Raw genomic sequence first — 17,149 nt, 5'->3', positions numbered from 1 at the left:
GTATATTCATGGCCGCACGGATCGAGGATTATGCGCTCCTGTCTGATCTTGCCACCGGGCCGCTTATCTCCCGGAGCGGGAGCGTGGACTGGCTCTGCTTTCCACGCTTTGACTCTCCCTCGGTTTTCGCAGCTCTTCTGGGCACGGAGAAGCATGGTCGGTGGCTAATCGCCCCGGCACTGCCCGGAGCAGTGGTTGTTAACCGTCGGTATCGGGAGTCAACTTTCGTCCTTGAGACGACATGGCAGGCTACGACCGGACAGATTCTAGTGACGGACTTTATGCCGGCCGGACGAGACCGGTCATCGCTTCTGCGACGCGTTACCGGACTCCACGGCACCGTTTCGGTGCGGCAGGAGCTGTACATCCGCCCACAGTACGGAACGCTTAAACCGTGGATGAGCCGTGTACGCGTAGATCCGGTACTCCCCGCCACAGAAATGCTGCTGGCGATGGCAGGACCGGATGCTTGGGCTTTGCACAGCCGGCGACTGCCTCCGGCCCACGATCAGGGGCATGTCGGTGAATTCGCAGTTGCTGCGGGCGAAAATGTGGACTTTGAATTGACGTGGTTTCCGTCGTACCAAAAGATCCCGCCGGCGCTGAATTTCGACGCAGCCCTGGACGATACGGTGAGCTACTGGACCCGTTGGGGTGGTCATTGCCGGCAGGACGGAGCCTATGCGCCTGAAGTGAAGAGGTCCCTGCTCGTGCTGCGCGCTCTGACCCATTATGAGACAGGTGGCATCGTCGCCGCACCGACGACATCCCTGCCTGAGGATTTCGGAGGGGCACGTAACTGGGACTACCGATATTGCTGGCTCCGCGACGCCGCTCTGACCTTGGAATCCATGCTGACACATGGGTATGAATCGGAGGCCCTCAAGTGGCGCAACTGGCTCTTGCGCGCGCTGGCCGGCGACCCCGAGGACATACAGATAATGTACGGAGTCGCCGGTGAACGCAATTTACCAGAGACAGTACTGAGTCATCTGCCGGGGTACCAGAACTCGCGACCGGTACGGATCGGAAACGCTGCGGTCGAGCAATACCAGGCGGACGTTGTCGGTGAAGTCATGGTGGCCCTTGAAAAGCTGCGCCTCGCCGGCGGCAAGGAAGATCCCTTTTCCTGGGCACTTCAGCGGGCACTGCTGGGCTATGTGGAAAAGCACTTCGATGACAAAGACTGCGGCCTGTGGGAAATTCGCGGCACAGCCGAATTCTTCACGCATTCGAGGGTCATGATGTGGGCCGCATTCGACTGCGGGGTCCGGGCAGTTCGTCATCACGGACTCCCTGGCCCGGCGGAGCGCTGGGACGAACTTCGGGGCCGTTTACGGACAGAGATCATGGACAAAGGTTTCAACCGGGAGCTCAACTCGTTCACCCAAACCTACGGCGGCCAGCAAACCGACGCCGCTTTGCTGGCTCTGCCGCAGGTTGGCTTTCTCGCTTACGACGATGAGCGCATGCTTGGCACTGTCGCACAGCTGGAACGCGAGCTCATGACAGAACACGGCCTCTTGCTGCGTTACCGAACCGAGACGGGTATCGATGGGCTTGAACCAGGCGAGCACCCGTTTCTCGCCTGTTCCTTTTGGCTGGTAGAGCAGTATGCCCGCACGCATCGAATGACAGAAGCCAAAGCGGTCATGGACAACGTCGTCGGGTTCGGCAATGAACTGGGCCTCCTCAGCGAAGAGTTCGCCGCTAGGGAACGACGGATGGCTGGTAACTTCCCCCAGGCCTTTTCCCATCTGGCCCTCGTGCGCGCCGCCGATGCGATGCACGGCGTTGACCGACTGAGCCTAGCGGTTGAGCGATGAGAGTGAAGATCCTGTCCCAAGGTCAGCTGCACCCTTTGAGCCTCTCCCGGTCGTAATCAAAAGGCCGATATTTGATCTTTCGTCAAGCTACGGCCGCTTGGGCTGCGGCATATCGACACAGCGCCGGAAGGGACACCTCATCCCAGTTTGGCATGACGCAGGTACTGTTAGACGGTCTCGCGGCTGATTCCGTTTGCGTCTCCAACCCGCGTCCGGTCAGGTTGCGTTCCAGGCCCGTCCCGGTCACCCCGCGGCCGGCCCGGCAGGAGCCCTCGTGAAGGCCCCTGCCTCGCGGCGGCCGTTAGGAGAAGCGCCCGGGGCGGAAGGTGGCCAGCATCGGGTGCTTCTTGCCGGTCAGGATCTCACCGGCGAGAAGCTCGCCGGTGATGAGGCCGAGGGTGGCGCCGGAGTGTGTGAACGCGACGAAGCAGCCGGGCACCTGGCCGAGTTCACCGAGGACGGGGTCGCCGTCGCCGGGGATGGGCTTGTAGCCGATCTTCCAGGATGCGGGCTTGAGTTCGGGGTTGCCGGCGATGAGCTTGGAGGCTTCGTCGGCGAGTTCCTGGACCACGTCATCCGGGATACTGAAGGACCCGTCAGCGTGTTCGGTGATGCGTTCTTCGTACCAGTCGTGGTCCAGGGCGAAGGTGCTGCCGGGGTTGGGGCGCACCGCGGCGCGCGGGGTGTTCATCACGGCCTTGACCTGGTGGTCCACGGGCTTGGTGAGCACGAGCATGGAGACGGGGGAGCCGTTGGGGATCTCGACGCCGAGGGGCGCCACGACCGCTGGGGTCGCCGCTCCGCAGGCCACCAGGACAGCATTGGCGTCGTAGGTCCCGCCTGCGGCGGTCTCGACGCCGGTGGTCCGGCCGCCGTCGACAGTTACGGAGACTTTGCCGGCATTGAGGACGAGTTCGCCGCCGCGGGCGTGGAATTCCTCCATGAGGAATTCGATCAGGTGCGGCAGGCTGACCCAGCCTTCGCCGGGGTTGAAGATGGCGTTTTCCGGCACAGCGTCCGAATCGATTCCGGGGGTGACGGAGGCGATCTCAGCCGGGGCAAGCAGCTTGGAGTCGTAGCCGATGGACTTTTCGTAGGCGTGCCGGGCCTCGGTGGCCTCGCGCTGCCCCTCGGCGTTCCACATAAGCCCGCCGCCGAACTGCAGCCATTCCCGGCTGGGGTCCGAGGCGAAGAGCGTGCGGTAGCGGTCCACGCCGGCGACCCGCAGCTGGTGGTACGGGGTGGACCGTTCGCCGGCGGAATTGAGCCAGGACAGCGAGCGGCCGCTGGCTTCGCTGGCCAGGCCACGTTCGGTCAGGAGAATCACGGACGCGCCGTCGCGGAGCAGGTGCACTGCGGTGGAGACGCCGAGGATACCGCCGCCGATGACGGCGACGCGCTTGGCTGGAGTGATGGAGGACATGGTTCTCCCTTTCGTTAATTTCTAAGGTGTCGGGCTTCGCGTGCCGTAGGCGGCGTTGGCCCGCAGGACGGGCCTGCCGGTGGTCAGGCGAAGGGGTGCGTAGGGGAAATGGTGGTCAGGCGAAGGCGTGGATTTTTTCGATGATAGTGAGGACGTCGAGGGACCCGGCTGGGTTGACGGGCACGCGCCCGTGTCCGCGGAGGGCGGTGGCCAGTTCGGTGTAGAACCGGGGGTAGGCGCCCTTTTCGGCAGGCACCGCTGCGGTGGCTCCGTCAACTCCCAGGACCCCCCAAGAGTCCTGCGGGTCAACGCCGTAGGCGGGATCCGTGGGAGCCATGCCGGCGGCGAGGTCGGGCTCCTGGCTGTCCAGGCCCCATTTGGTGTACCCGGCGGTGGAGCCAAGGACGTGGAAGCGGGGTCCCACTTGGGCGGCCATACCGTTCATCCATAGCCTGGACCGGACCCCGGATTCGTGCAGCAGGGACACGAAGGCTTCGGTGTCGGCGCCCTCGGGACGGCCGTGGTTGGCCGTCTCCCCGTAGCTTTCCGCGACCGGACCGAAGAGCTCGATGGCCTGGTCGATCAGGTGGGCGCCTAGGTCCTGGAGGATACCGCCGCCCTCGGCAACGGTGGCGGTGTCCCGCCAGTTCCCGAAGCCTTCGGGCCGCCACCATTCAAAGCGTGATTCGAAGCTGCGAACCTCACCCAAGGCGCCGTCCCGGACGACTTTTTGCAGCGTCAGGAAGTCGGCGTCCCACCGGCGGTTCTGGAAGACCGTGAGCTGCACCCCGGCCTCGGACGCCCGGCTGATCAGCTCGTGGCCGTGGGCGGCCGTGGTGACGAACGGCTTGTCGACCACCACGTGCAGTCCGTGGGCGATGGCGGTAGTGGCGAGGTCAAGGTGGGTCGCCGGGGGAGTACCGAGGATGACGAGGTCAAGGCCGGTGGCCTGGGCGAACAGTGCTTCGGGTGACGGGACGATGCGGGCGTCCGGGTAGAGGCGGCCAGCTTCCGCTGCGCGCTCCGGGTCGGCGGTTACGATCACCTCGAGGGAGTAGCCCGGGTCTGCGGCGATGAGGGGTGCGTGGAAGACTTTGCCGGAGACCCCGAACCCGACGATGGCGGTCCGGATTCGGGCGCCGGAAACGGTGTGCATCAGAGCGGTGGGCATCAGAGGATCCGGCATCAGAGGACTTCGGAGAGGAAGCGCTGGAGGCGTTCGGACTGGGGATTGTCGAACAGGTCAGCGGGCGTGCCGGCCTCGACGACTTCGCCTTCGTCCATGAAGACGACCTGGTCGGCGACCTTGCGGGCGAAGCCCATCTCGTGGGTGACCACAACCATGGTCATGCCGCGCTTGGCGAGGCCTGCCATGAGGTTCAGGACGCCTTTGACCAGTTCGGGGTCCAGGGCACTGGTGGCCTCGTCGAAGAGCATTACTTCCGGTTCCATGGCGAGGGCCCTGGCGATGGCGACGCGCTGCTGTTGGCCGCCGGAAAGGTCCCTGGGGCGGTGGTCAGCGCGTTCGGCGAGGCCAACCTCGGCGAGGCGGCGGCGGGCGCGTTCCCGTGCTTCGGCCTTGGACATGCCCTTCACGCTCCACAGTGCCAGGGCCACGTTCTCCAGGGCAGTGTGGTCCGGGAAAAGATTGAAGTGCTGGAAGACCATGCCGATGCGGGCCCGCAGGATGTCCGGCTTGACGGTGAGGGCGCTTTCCCCGGCGAGGATCACGTCACCGCTTTTGGGTTCATGGAGGCGGTTGACGCCGCGCAGCAGCGTGGACTTGCCGGAACCGGAGGGCCCGATGATGCAGGTGGTGGTGCCGGGGGCCACGGTGAGGGTGACGTTGCGGAGGACTTCGATGTCCCCGTAGGCCATGGTCAGTTTCCGTAGCTCCAGGCTGGAGCCGTGGCAAGGTCTCGATGTCCGGCGCGGTGTTGGCCGTGTTGCTGGTGCTAGTGCTCATGTGTTGCTCCCGGTGATCAGCGGCGAGGCCGCGTCGAGTTCCTTGACTTCGTTCAGCCCGCTGCTGGGGGCTGAGGGACGGCGGCGGCCTGCCCGGAACCTGTTGTCGAAGTAGTTAACCAGGTGGGTCAGCGGCACCGTGACCACGAGGTAGAACAGGCCCGCCGCGACGAGCGGCGAGAGGTTGCCGGAGAGGACCGCGGCGTCCTGGCCCACGCGGAAGAGTTCGCGTTCGGTGACCAGCAGGCCCAGGAAGTAGACCAGCGAGGAGTCCTTGACGATGGCGATGAACTGGTTCACCAGGGCCGGAAGTACCCGGCGGACGCCTTGCGGCACCACCACCAGGGCCATGGACTTGGCGTAGCTCATGCCCAGGGCCCGGCAGGCCTCACCCTGGCCTTTGTCTACGCTCTGGATGCCGGCGCGGAAGATCTCGCCGATGTAGGCGCTGGCGATCAGGCTCAGGGCGATGATGCCCAGCGGGTAGGGCGAGGGCCCGAAGACCGACTGGCTCAACCGGGCGAAGCCCTGCCCGATCAGCAGGATGGTCAGGATGGCAGGAAGGCCCCGGAACAGGTCGGTGTAGATCCGGGCCGGAACCCGCAGCCACCGGGAAGGGGAGATGCCCATGACGGCGACGACCATGCCCAGCGCGACGCCGATGACGGTGGCGGAAACGGAGATGATCAGCGTGTTCAGGAGCCCGACCCCGAGGAGCTGGGGCATGACTTCGGCCATCGCGCCGAAGTCAAAGAAGGTGCGGATGATGGTATTGAACCAGTCCATGGTTGCTCTCAGACGTAGTTAGCTTGTGAATTCCGGGCGGACCGCCGGTGGCGGTCCGCCCGTCTCAAGTGGCAGCCGGGGTTAACGCCCGACGTGCTCGCGGTGCATAACGGGCCGTTTGCCGGCCCGGCTGCTTACTTGCTGGCGGAAGCGCTGGCGGTGGGGGTTGCGGTCTGTTCGGCCTTGGGCAGGTACTGCTCGGGCATCGGGGAGCCCGGGAACCACTTCTGGTAGAGCTTCTTCCAGGTGCCGTCCTCCATCGCGGCGGCCAGGCCCTTGTTCAGGGCCTCCTTGAAGGCGTCCTTGCCCTTGGCAATGGCGAACCCTGCGGGAGCGTCGAAGGAAGGGATGTCCGCGGCGCTGACCAGGCCGTACTGCGTCTCGTAGGCCTTGGCAGCCTCGTAGTCCAGGAAGTGGGCGTCCACGCTACCACTGTTCAGTGCGGCAATCGCGGTGTTGTTATCCGGGAAGCGGACCAGGTTCGCTGAGGAGAAGTTCTTCACCGCATAGGCTTCCTGCAGGGAGCCCTGGACCACGCCGAGCCGCTTTCCGGAGAGGCCGTCGGCATCCTTGATCCCGGAGTCTTTGGTGGTGATGACGGTCAGGTATCCGGCAAGGTAGCCGTCGGAGAAATCAACGGTCTGCTTGCGTTTGTCCGTGATGCCGATCGCCGCCACGCCCACGTCGAACTGTCCGTTGGAGACGGCCGGCAGGATCGCCGAGAAGTCCTGGCCGGTGAAGACCACGTTGTCCACCCCGGCCCGGTGGGCCACGTCCTTGAACAGCTCAACGTCGAAGCCGGTGAAGTTACCCTGCGCGTCGGTGAACGTGTAGGGCTTCGAGTCGCCCAGGCTGGCGACGCGGATGGTCCCGGCCTGGATCAGGCCGTACGGGTTGTCCGACGCACTAGAGGACGACGCGGGGGTCGAACCGCCACAGCCGGACAGGGCCAGGAGGGCTGCGACAGCAGCCGCAACGATCACCCCCGAGCGGAAGCTCAGTCGTTTAGTCACAGCATTATTCCAATCGTGGAAGCTAGAGGCCCTTCGGCCTCGTTTCTGAATCCCTTGCTGAGTCCGGTCTCACTCGATAGGATTGAGACCGGACTCACATCGGGGTTGCTAAAAATGTAACCCAGACCACACCGGTCGTCAAGGGCCCCTCCGGAAGGCGAAGATGAACAGCAATGGTTCCAGGCGCCGCGATGTCACCGTCGCGGACGTCGCGAAGGCCGCCCAGGTATCCAAAGCCCAGGCCGCCCGCGCTCTGGGCAACTACGGTGCCGTGAGCGACGACGTCCGGGAGCGTGTCCTGGCCGCCGCGGAGGAGCTCGCGTACCGCCCCAACGAGCTTGCGCGGAGCATGAACACGGGGAAATCCCACACCATCGGGGTGGTGGTGGGTGACATCGAAAACCCGCACTTTGGCCTGGCCACCAGGGGTATCACCGATACCGCCAAGAAGGACGGCTTCAATGTCATCCTCATTAACACCGACGAGGACACGGCGGCCGAAGTCGACGCTGTCAGGGTGCTCCTGGACAAGCGCGTGGATGGCCTGATCGTGGCACCGGCATCGTCAGTGGAAACACACCATTTACAGCGCGTTCACGATTCCGGCCGCCCCCTGGTCCTGCTGGACCGTAAGGCCGGGCAGCTGGAGGTTGAGACGATGGCCGTGGACATGGCCGGCATCTCCTACGAGTCCACCCGGTACCTTCTCCAGGCCGGACACCGGCGGATCGCCTTTATTTCCACACTCAGGACGGAATCCCCCTACCGGCCGGGGATGCTGCTCGATTCGTCCCAGATCGCCGACCGCCTGGACGGCATGCAGCAGGCCTTCCAGGAGCGGGAACTTCCCTTCCCCGAAGACCTCGTACGGCTCAACGCCGGCGACGCGGAGTCCATCCGCCGGATTACGCGCGATGTGCTCCTCAGGCCGGACCAAGCAACCGCCATCGTCGCCTCCGACGGGCTCATTGCCCTCAGCGTTGTGGAAGCCATCCAGGAACTTGGTCTCGCCATTCCGTCGGACGTCTCGTTCCTCATGTATGACGACTTCGCCTGGACACGCCTGACCAGCCCGCCGCTGACCGTCATAGCCCAGCCCGTCTACAATATGGGCGTGGCGGCCGCAAAGGCACTGATCCGCCAGATCGAAGGCCTGCCCCGCCTGGCCCCCGCCCCCAAGTTCACCGCGACGCTGGTCCGCCGGGGATCGGTAGGGACGCAGCCAATTGCCAGCCACCTGGCACCAATTTCTTGTGACAACCAGGGGACGCCGGCACAGATCCGGGACAGCGGCCATGCATGAATTGCCGCAGTAAGACCAGCTGGCTAAGTGACCGGCTCAGGACATGCGAAAGTAGGGGACCATCCACAGACAGCTGCGAACGCGTCTGTTCCTACGGCTGAATGATCGATCCGGTCAACGACAGTCGCTGCCTGGCATAAACGAAACGACGCTCAACCCCAAAGTACCGGCCTCTGGAAAAAGGGGTTTCAGGGAAGTCCTTTCAGCCGATACTCGGTAACCGAGCTATCCGTTTCTTGGATCCGATATTTTGGTACTGATCCCGATGGTGAACCGAGGCGTCCGACTCCTAATTCCGCCCGGCTTGTGATCCGCCAACTCGGCGATTGCGGCACTTGCCGTGAGACGATGGTAACGATCCCATTTTCGGGAACGGCAGTTCGGCGGGCAACGTGTGGCGCTGACATCCGTTCATGAGAGGAACTACGTGAGCCGTCCGCCGCTTCCTTCAGCCACCATCATCGATGTTGCCGCGAGGGCAGGTGTTTCGAAGTCGACGGCTGCCCGGGCGCTGGCCCGGTACGGGTCGGTCAGCGCCAAGACAAGGGAAGCGGTGCAGAAGGCGGCGGAGGAACTGGGGTACCAGCCCAACGCCCTAGCCAGAAGCATGATCACGGGTCGAACCAGGACGATAGGCGTGGTGATCCCGGACGTGGGGAATCACTTTTTTGCCGTTGCCATGCGGGGCATTTCCACCGCAGCGCGCGAAGCCGGGTACGAGGTTCTGCTGAGCAGCACCGAAGGTGACCTGACGCTGGAGCGCCGCGCCGTTGAACTTCTGGCAGGTAAACGTGTTGATGGCATCGTCGTGGCGCCGGTTTCGACAGAGGAAACCGAGCATCTGGAACGGCTTGAGGGCCAGGGTATTGCCGTGACCCTGCTGGACAGGCCGGCGCCGAATGTCAAGGCGGCTTCCTTCATCTCGGTAAACCATGTGGAGGCCTCGACCCTTGCGGTCAATCACCTGATCGATCTTGGACACCAGGACATCGGGATTGTCAGCGAAGCTCTGATGCCGGCGGGGTGGGAGCCCGACGCTCCGCAGGAAGCCAGGAACCTGCGTCCGAGCGCAGCGAGACTGGTGGGTTATGTGAATGCTCTCCGCGGCGCCGGTATTCGTTACCGGGATGAGTATGTTGCGCGTAGCGCTTATGCAAAGGCTGCGGCCTATGAGGCGACGCGGAGGTTGCTGAGGGACAACCCGCAGTTGACTGCCGTTTACTGCACCGACAGCGAACTGAGCGCGGGGGCGTTTGCTGCGTTGCAGGATCTAAAGATCTCCTGCCCCAAGGATATGTCTTTGATTGGTTTTGACGATCAGGACTGGGCGACGTTGGTCCGCCCCCCGACTGACGGTTGTTGATCAGCCCAGCTATCAGCTGGGGATGGCGGCCACCGAGGAACTGTTGTCGACCATATCTGCAACCCAGGATGGCCGTGGAGACAGGATGCTCAGTGGCCGTTTGATCGTGCGCGATTCCACGGCGAGGCCCCCGAGCACATTGGACCGATGACCCCGTCGAAGCCCCGGACAGGGCAGGGGAATGGGCCGGTGCGCTGGCTGCGCCCGGCCCATGTCCTCTGCCCTTGATCAGGCCGACATTGCTACGGCCGTTTTGGCAGGCCGCACCCTGTGGAGGGCCGCAGGGAGGGCGAAGATCGTAACGCAGATTGATACCACGCAGGCAGCTGTGGTGTACCAGCCGAAGGAGACGTTGGACCCCGTGACGGAGAAGAGCCAGACGGCGACGAGTCCTGCGGTGGCGCCGATCACTGAGGTGCCGATGTTGAAGTTCAGGGCTGCGGCCGTTGCCCTGACTTCAGGCGGGAAGCTGAGCACGTAGGCCACGCTCAGGGGTGCGGCGATCAGGTTGTTGATGAGGGTGAAGACGATGACGGCGGCAGTGGCCAGCAGGATGGATTTGTTGCCGATGGCGTAGAACGCCGGAACGGTCAGGGCGACGAAGAGCCCGTACCCGGTCAGCAGTACGCGTTTGGCGCCGTACTTATCGGAGAGCTGGCCGCCCCAGATGCTGGTGATGGGTCCGACGAGGTAGGTCAGCATTGAGGCCAGGAGGGCCTGGGATGCCGGGAACCCCGCAGTTATCAGGGCGGTGACGAAGTAGGCCTGGATGGTGTAGGAGCCGATCCTCTGCCCGGCGCCAAGACCGATGGCTTTGAGCATGTCTGACCAGTAGAGTCGGACGGCGGTGCGCAACGGGGTTTGTTTTACCTTCTCGGCTGCGACTGTGCGGACGACTTCCTGGAATTCTGGGGTCTCGCTGAGGTGGTTGCGCATGTAGACCCCGATAAGGGCGATGGGGATCGAGAGCAGGAATGGGATGCGCCATCCCCAGGAGGTGAAGGTGTCCCCGGGCATCGCGACGCTGAGGACGTAGGCGAGCCCTGCTGCGAGGAAGGAACCCACGGAGGCCGTGGAGTTCAGGACGCCGGCGATGAAGTTGGGTCGTCGGCCGCGTTCATGTTCAAAGAGGAAGTTTGCTGCCGTTGTGTATTCGACGCTTGCGCCAATCCCCTGGAGGAGCCTGGAGAGCAGCAGCAGAACAGGCGCGGCGACGCCGATGGCGGCGAAGGTGGGCAGGAAGCCGATGCCTGCTGTCCCAATGCTCATGAGGGCGATGGTGAGGACCAGGACAAATTTGCGTCCCTTGATGTCCGCCAGGGGGCCGAGGATGATACCTCCGAGGGGACGGATGGCGTAGGAAAGGACGACCCCGACGTACACGGCCAGGAGCGCCACAGTGGGGTCGCCGGAGGGGAAGAACTGGGTGGCAATGATTGCTGCCAGGGTTCCGTAGAGGGTGAAGTCGTAGTATTCGACTATGTTTCCCAGCATGGTGGAGGCGAAGATCCGCCGCCGTGCTGCCGGGGCCGCCAGGAGGTCGGCTTCCGGCGTCTTGTTATCAGACATGATTTTTCCTTTGATGAAAGCTGAGGCTCAGGGCGTCAGCGGGGGGATACCTGCCGCAGCGTCTTTGCCGGGCGGGGCATCTGGCTATAACGGGTGGGTTTAAGCTGGAGCTGGTTTTCAAGTAGCGAGTCTTGGAATGTAGCGCGGCCGGCGGTGGGCAGCCCGCGGGTCCTGCCCACCGCCGGCTTTGTTAGGAGCCGTCAGGCTTTGTCAGTTCCCGCATCTGGTCGGGGTAGGCTTGACGGGCGTAGTCGTCGGAAATTTTTCCTTCGGCGAGGTCCCGGGCCACTTGGTCCGCCTCGCGGAGCGCGGGCGAGCCGTAGCCGCCGGCGCCTGCTGTCTCAATGGCGACGCGGTCGCCGGGCTGCAACACGGTGTATCCGTGGTTGATGGGCCGTGCTTCCGGGTTGAGCACCGCTTTCGCGCTGGCTCCGGGCAGGCCTCCGTCCAGTCCCCAGGGTTGGGATTTCTGTCGGCTGGTGTCGAGCCAGAAGTGGATGTCCGGGTCTTCAACCCGGACCGCACGACGGATTCCGAGGCCGCCACGGTTCCGGCCCGCCCCGCCCGAGTCCTGGATCAGTTCGTAGGCCTCAATGACGAGCGGGTATTCGGCTTCGAGGCTTTCGACCGGAAGGTTGGACGTGTTGGTCATGTGGACCTGGACCCCGTCCAGTCCGTCCTTGGTGGCCCGGGCCCCGCATCCGCCGCCGATCGTTTCGAGGTAGACGAACTCCTTGCCGGTGCGTGAGCTTTTCCCGGAGAAGTGCACCCCGGTGTTGGCTCCGTTACTGGCCGCGGTGACCCGTTCCGGGACGGCTTCGGCGAGGGCGCCGTGGATCAGGTCCACGATGCGCTGGCAGGTCTCGCTGCGTCCGTTGACGGCCGCGGGTTCCTCGCAGTTGATGATCGAACCGGTGGGCGCCTGGATCCGGACCGGCCGGTACAGGCCGGCATTCGGGACAATGTCGGCGTCGATGAGGCTCTTGAGCGAGTAGTAGACGGATGCGTAAAGAGCCGTCCACACAACGTTGACGCTCGCCCTCACCTGCGGGGGATTGCCGTCGAAGTCGAACAGCATCTCGTCCCCGGAGACCGTGATCCGGATCCGCAGCTCGAGTTCGTCGTCCAGCTCGGGGCAGTCGAACTTGTCGGTGAAGGCGTAAACGCCGTCGGGCATGTTGCTGATAGCTGCCCGGGTCCTGCGCTCGGTGTAGTCCAGCAGTTCGGCGGCCGCGGCGACCATGACGTCACGGCCATAACGGTCGCAGAGGTCCTTGTACCGCTGACACGCGAGCCGGTTGGCTGCCTGCTGGGCGCGGAGGTCGGCCTGCCGCTCGTGCGGGACCTGGCAGTTGAGCAGGATCAGGTTCAGCATCTCCTGCTGCAGTACACCGGCGCGGACCAGGCGGACCGGGGGGATCCGCAGGCCTTCCTGGAAGATGTGGGCGTGCCCGCGGTCACCGAAGTCGGCGTGGTGGGCCAGGTTGGCCGCCCAGGCGGTCAGCACACCATCGATGAAGATCGGGGTGGCGAGAACGATGTCGGGTAGATGCGAACCGCCCCCGCTGTAGGGGTCATTGCCGATGAAGGTATCCCCTTCGGCGATATCCTCCAGCGGGTAGCGGGCAAGGATCCCATCCACGATGCCCATAAGCGACCCAAGGTGAAGGGGTGACCCGCCTTCGTCCTGCGCGATGCCGAGGCCCGTGGCGTCGAAGAGTCCGGCGGTGCAGTCCCTGCGTTCTTTGATGTTCGTTGAGTAGGCGGCGCGAACGAGCGTGCCGCCCATTTCCTCAACGATGGTCGACAGGGCGGAGCCGATGACCTCAACCAGAACGGTGTCCAGGTGGGCGGGGTCGGCTGCGAGGGGCTTATTCACTGGTGCTCCTTCGGATTTCGATGACAAGGTTGCGCAGGTCGTCCACGACGCAGACGTCCGAAGGCAAGAGAAGGGTGGTGGTATCCATCTGTTCGACGATGGCCGGGCCGGCAATGCGGTGGCCAACATCAAGGCGCGAGCGGTCATAGACCGGGCACGGGACGTAGTCGCCCTTTTCCGGCAGGAACACGTCCCGGTAACCGGTGACTGCGTCCTCGAGCTTTCGTCCTTCGACGGCTGAACGGCGCAGGTCGGCACGCGGAACGGTGGCGATGGCCTGAACGCGGAAGGTCACGGCTTCGACGACTTCGTTCCGTGCGCTGTACCCGTACATCCGGTCGTGGGCCCGCTGGAAGCCTTCGATCAGCGAGTTGATTGCTTCCTCATTCAGGGCACCATCGGGGACGTCGACCGGAAGTTCGTAGTTCTGCCCGGCGTAGCGCATCTCGATGCTGCGGAGCAGGCTTCGGCGCTCCTCTCCGATGTTCTCCTCCGCGAACCAGTCGGATGCCTGCTCAGTGAGTTCGGCGAAGACCTGGTTGAAACCGGCTGATGCTTCCGGCGTAACCTGCATAATTTTGGTCCGCATGAAGTCGCTGCGGATGTCGGTCATCAGCAGTCCCAGCGCGGACTGCGCGCCGGGTGTCTCCGGAACGAGAATCCGGTTGATTCCCAGTTCAATGGCCAGGCGGGACGCGTGCAACGGCCCTGCGCCGCCGAACGGGACGAGTACATAATCCCGGGGGTCGTATCCGCGTTGTACAGAGATGACGCGGATGGCGCGCGCCATGTTGGCGGTCACCACCCGGATGATGCCTTGTGCTGCCTCGGCTACCGTGAGGCCCAGCGGGTCGGCAACGGCCTTGATGGCCCGGTGTGAGGCCTGGGCATCGATCTTGAGTTGGCCGTTGAGCAGGTACTCAGGGTTCAGAACCTGCAGGACGACGTTCGCATCGGTGACCGTCGGTTCCTGGCCGTTGCCGTAACAGGCGGGGCCCGGGAACGCGCCGGCACTGGCAGGGCCCACGCGCAGGTGGTTTCCGCTGTCGATCCAGGCGATTGAACCGCCGCCGGCCCCGACGGTGTGGATGTCCAGCATGGGGGAGCGGATGGGCCGTCCGTCGAGCTCCATGCTGGAGGTGACTTTGGGGGTGCCGTTCTGGACCAGGGAAACGTCCGAGGAAGTTCCGCCCATGTCGAAGGTGATGATGTCCGGGCTGCCGGCGGCCGTCGTGATCGCTGCCGCTCCGACCACGCCGGTGCTCGGCCCGGACAGTACAAGGCGGACGGGGAGTTCTTCCGCCGTCGGGAACGGGATGATGCCGCCGTTGGACTGTGTCACGTGTGGCAGGCACTTAAGCCCGGCGTCCGCGAGGTTCCGACGGAGCCGTGCCAGGTAGCTGGCGACGACCGGTCCGACGTAGGCGTTCGTGACGACTGTTGAGAGCCGCTCGAACTCGCGGAACTCGGGGAGGACTTCGCTGGAGAGTGAGACATAGGCTTCCGGGAATTCCTCGGCGATGATCCGGCCGATTTCACGTTCGTGTTCCGGGCGGACGTAGCTGTAGAGAAGACAGACGGCAATGGACTCGACGCCCTGGGCCTTCAGCTCCCGGACGGCTGCGCGGACCTCGTCGGAGTCCAAGGGGATCTCCACCCGCCCGTCGTGCCGAACCCGTTCGGCGACCTCCATGCGCAGATCCCTTGGAATGAAGGGTTCCGGCTTATCGGCCTGGAGGTCGTACATGTGCGGCCGCCGTCCGCGGCCCAGCTCCAGCAAATCCCTGAAGCCCTTCGTCGTGATGAGGCCTGTGCGCACGCCCCGGCCGGTCAGGAGGGCGTTGGTGCCCACGGTTGTGCCATGCGCAAAGTAGGAGATTTCCTCGATGCTCCGCCCGCCGATCTGTTTCAGCAGTTCGTGTACGCCCTGGATGATGGCCCGGCCCGGGTCATCCGGGGTGGAGGAGACTTTGCGGACATGCACCTGTCCCGTGGCTTCATCGAACGCGCAGAGATCGGTGAACGTTCCTCCGGTGTCGACGCCGAATCGTAAACTCATGGATTTTCCTGCCTGCCTGTGATTCCGGCTGCTGTGAGGTCTTTAGTCGCTTGGGCGGGTTTGAATTGGGAAGGTTCCCACTGCGATCTGGATTCGAGTGTGACATGACCTGAATCACACGTCAACCCTCTATTGGGATCGTTCTCAAAACCACCGTCCCGTCGTCGCGCGGCAATGCATCAGGGGGAGCTTGGGTATCGAAAGGAGGGCATTGACCCGCCGGGCGACTGGGGGTAACGTCAATCGCAACGGTAATGGGAACGTTCCCCTTTTTGCCGTTTCTCGACTCGCAAACCCAGAAAGCTGAAGTCTTTGAAAAGGCGAACAAGAGAGTCCTCAACCGATTCAGTTGACGTCACCGCCCCCTTCGCGGGCCGTCCTGCGGCACGGCCCGCGCCACAGGCTCGCCGCCGCCACCGGAAGTCATTGTCCGATGTCAGGAACGTGGACTGCCGCTGCGGGAGGGCCAGGCATCATGCTCCATCTCAACGAAGGCCAGATCATGCCTCCCGTCGAGGGAGCGCCCGCCGTCTGGACATACGACGACCGCCGGGCCGACAACTTTCAGGGCCGGAACAACTCTGTCCCGCCGAACTGATGGATAAGAACGTTCAATTCCGAGAAAGGGAAACAACCACCATGACTTCTCCCAAGAGTGAAACCCACGTCGCAGTTCTGGGCGGGGGAATTCTCGGCGTTTCCACCGCCGTCCATCTGCTTCGCTCCGGCGCTTCTGTCGTCCTGGTCACCGAAAGCGACCTTGCCAGCGGTGCAACGGGACGTTCCTTGTCCTGGTTGAACTCGGCAGGAAAACGGTCCGATCCGTATCATCAGCTCCGCATGGCCGGGATTGACCGGTACCGGACGCTGTTCGCAGAAGATCCCACACGGGAGTGGCTCCAGTTCGGAGGCGGGCTGTACTGGGCGCCGGCAGGGGAAGCCGCCAAGGCAGAGGCCCGCCACGAGTACGAGCAGTCACACGGCTACGACTCCATCCTGCTAAAGCCTGGGCAGATATCCGCCCTCACCTCCGGGATTGATGAGACTGCTGTTTCCGACGTTGCTGTCTTCAACCCCGGGGAGGGATGGGTCAGCCTGCCCCATCTGGTGGAGTACCTCATGGCGGAATTTGCAGCCCTCGGCGGAACATTGATCACGGACGCCGGCAAGTCACGTGTCCTGGCAAAAGATGGAAAAGCGCGCGGCGTCGCCACCCAGAACGGCAGTGTCTATGCTGCAGACAGGGTCGTTGTGGCATGCGGTGCAGCTACCCCCTCGGTGCTCGAAGAGCACGGGGCGTACATTGCAGATGGATCCCCCGTCTCTGCCCTGGTAATCACCGAACCTGCCGACCACAGGTTGAAAGCTGTTCTTAATACCCCCCGGGTTGCCGCCCGGCCCAATCCCGGAGGCACACTCGCGCTGGACCACAGCTGGTACGAAGATCAGATTGTGGAATCAGACGATGGGTCATTCACCATTCCGGAAGATGCTGTCAAGGAACTGACAGAGGAAGCCTCAAGACTTCTTGGCGGCAGCCGACAGCTGACCCCCGCCAGCTGGAAGGTCGGCCGGAAACCGATCCCCGGAGATGGCGAACCCGTCTTCGGAGAGCTCGAGAAACTGCCAGGCTGCTTCGTGGCCTTTTCCCACTCCGGTGCAACCGTTGGACTGGTCGCCGGGGAACTGCTGTCCTTCGAGATCCTCACCAAACAGAAGCACCCCATGCTGGCCACTTTCCGGCCTGAACGCTTCAGCCGAAGCTGACCCGAGGACCTCAGAAGGGGGAACCATGCCGGCCTCGATCACCTGGGTGATCCAGGAACGGCACAGCGAGACTGTGAAAAATTTAGGACCTGCGTCTATCGCTTCCCTTACCTACGATGGACGGCTTGTTTGCTCACGCCCAGGCACAGCGCGATGGCCTCCCAGGAAAGGCCGGCCTCGCGCTGGGTCCAGGCGA

The 17,149-nt window shown here is 63.8% G+C and carries 11 protein-coding genes and 2 pseudogenes; 5 read left to right on the top strand and 8 right to left on the bottom strand.

Features of this window, described 5'->3' with window-relative positions; all coding sequences use genetic code 11:
- Positions 1–8 precede the first annotated feature (8 nt).
- Positions 9–1,826, top strand: a complete 1,818-nt coding sequence (locus QF050_RS03175; protein ID WP_308929120.1) for a glycoside hydrolase family 15 protein — start codon at positions 9–11, stop codon at positions 1,824–1,826.
- Between the two features lie 301 nt (positions 1,827–2,127).
- On the opposite strand, the gene QF050_RS03170 is transcribed toward QF050_RS03175, so the two are convergent.
- The 5 genes and pseudogenes from QF050_RS03170 to QF050_RS03150 form a co-directional block, all read right to left on the bottom strand.
- On the bottom strand, positions 2,128–3,249 hold the full coding sequence (locus QF050_RS03170; protein ID WP_308929119.1) for an FAD-binding oxidoreductase: 1,122 nt from the start codon (positions 3,247–3,249) through the stop codon (positions 2,128–2,130).
- A 115-nt stretch (positions 3,250–3,364) separates the two neighbouring features.
- Positions 3,365–4,420, bottom strand: a complete 1,056-nt coding sequence (locus QF050_RS03165; RefSeq protein ID WP_374121492.1) for a Gfo/Idh/MocA family oxidoreductase — start codon at positions 4,418–4,420, stop codon at positions 3,365–3,367.
- A 14-nt stretch (positions 4,421–4,434) separates the two neighbouring features.
- Positions 4,435–5,215, bottom strand: a pseudogene (locus QF050_RS03160) (amino acid ABC transporter ATP-binding protein).
- Positions 5,212–6,000 (bottom strand): amino acid ABC transporter permease, encoded by a 789-nt coding sequence (locus QF050_RS03155; protein ID WP_308929118.1) that lies wholly within the window; start codon positions 5,998–6,000, stop codon positions 5,212–5,214. The pseudogene QF050_RS03160 and the gene QF050_RS03155 overlap by 4 nt, the downstream one beginning before the upstream one ends.
- Before the next feature lie 134 nt (positions 6,001–6,134).
- Positions 6,135–7,013, bottom strand: a complete 879-nt coding sequence (locus QF050_RS03150) for an ABC transporter substrate-binding protein (RefSeq protein ID WP_308929117.1) — start codon at positions 7,011–7,013, stop codon at positions 6,135–6,137.
- A gap of 163 nt (positions 7,014–7,176) precedes the next feature.
- On the opposite strand from QF050_RS03150, the gene QF050_RS03145 reads away from it, so the two are divergent.
- From QF050_RS03145 to QF050_RS03135, 3 genes and pseudogenes are all read left to right on the top strand, one after another.
- Complete coding sequence (locus QF050_RS03145) at positions 7,177–8,316, top strand: LacI family DNA-binding transcriptional regulator (RefSeq protein ID WP_308929116.1); 1,140 nt, start codon at positions 7,177–7,179, stop codon at positions 8,314–8,316.
- 394 nt (positions 8,317–8,710) lie between these two features.
- Positions 8,711–8,848 (top strand): annotated as a pseudogene (locus tag QF050_RS20300) (hypothetical protein); the annotation flags it as partial.
- 105 nt (positions 8,849–8,953) lie between these two features.
- Entirely contained in the window at positions 8,954–9,679 is a 726-nt protein-coding gene (locus QF050_RS03135; RefSeq protein ID WP_308929114.1) for a substrate-binding domain-containing protein, read from the top strand.
- A 228-nt stretch (positions 9,680–9,907) separates the two neighbouring features.
- On the opposite strand, the gene QF050_RS03130 is transcribed toward QF050_RS03135, so the two are convergent.
- The 3 genes from QF050_RS03130 to QF050_RS03120 all read right to left on the bottom strand — a co-directional run bounded on the left by QF050_RS03130 (position 9,908) and on the right by QF050_RS03120 (position 15,186).
- Complete coding sequence (locus tag QF050_RS03130; RefSeq protein ID WP_308929113.1) at positions 9,908–11,248, bottom strand: MFS transporter; 1,341 nt, start codon at positions 11,246–11,248, stop codon at positions 9,908–9,910.
- Between the two features lie 190 nt (positions 11,249–11,438).
- Complete coding sequence (locus QF050_RS03125) at positions 11,439–13,127, bottom strand: hydantoinase B/oxoprolinase family protein (protein WP_308929112.1); 1,689 nt, start codon at positions 13,125–13,127, stop codon at positions 11,439–11,441.
- Complete coding sequence (locus QF050_RS03120; RefSeq protein ID WP_308929111.1) at positions 13,120–15,186, bottom strand: hydantoinase/oxoprolinase family protein; 2,067 nt, start codon at positions 15,184–15,186, stop codon at positions 13,120–13,122. Before QF050_RS03120 ends, QF050_RS03125 begins: the two co-directional genes overlap by 8 nt.
- 639 nt (positions 15,187–15,825) lie before the next feature.
- On the opposite strand from QF050_RS03120, the gene QF050_RS03115 reads away from it, so the two are divergent.
- Positions 15,826–16,953 (top strand): FAD-binding oxidoreductase, encoded by a 1,128-nt coding sequence (locus tag QF050_RS03115; RefSeq protein ID WP_308929110.1) that lies wholly within the window; start codon positions 15,826–15,828, stop codon positions 16,951–16,953.
- Positions 16,954–17,149: the final 196 nt, after the last annotated feature.

Origin of the sequence: Arthrobacter sp. SLBN-112 (assembly GCF_030944625.1) — a bacterium.
Classification (GTDB): domain Bacteria; phylum Actinomycetota; class Actinomycetes; order Actinomycetales; family Micrococcaceae; genus Arthrobacter.
The sequence above is the reverse complement of the archived record's forward strand: the minus strand, read 5'-3'. Positions and strand labels throughout refer to the sequence as shown.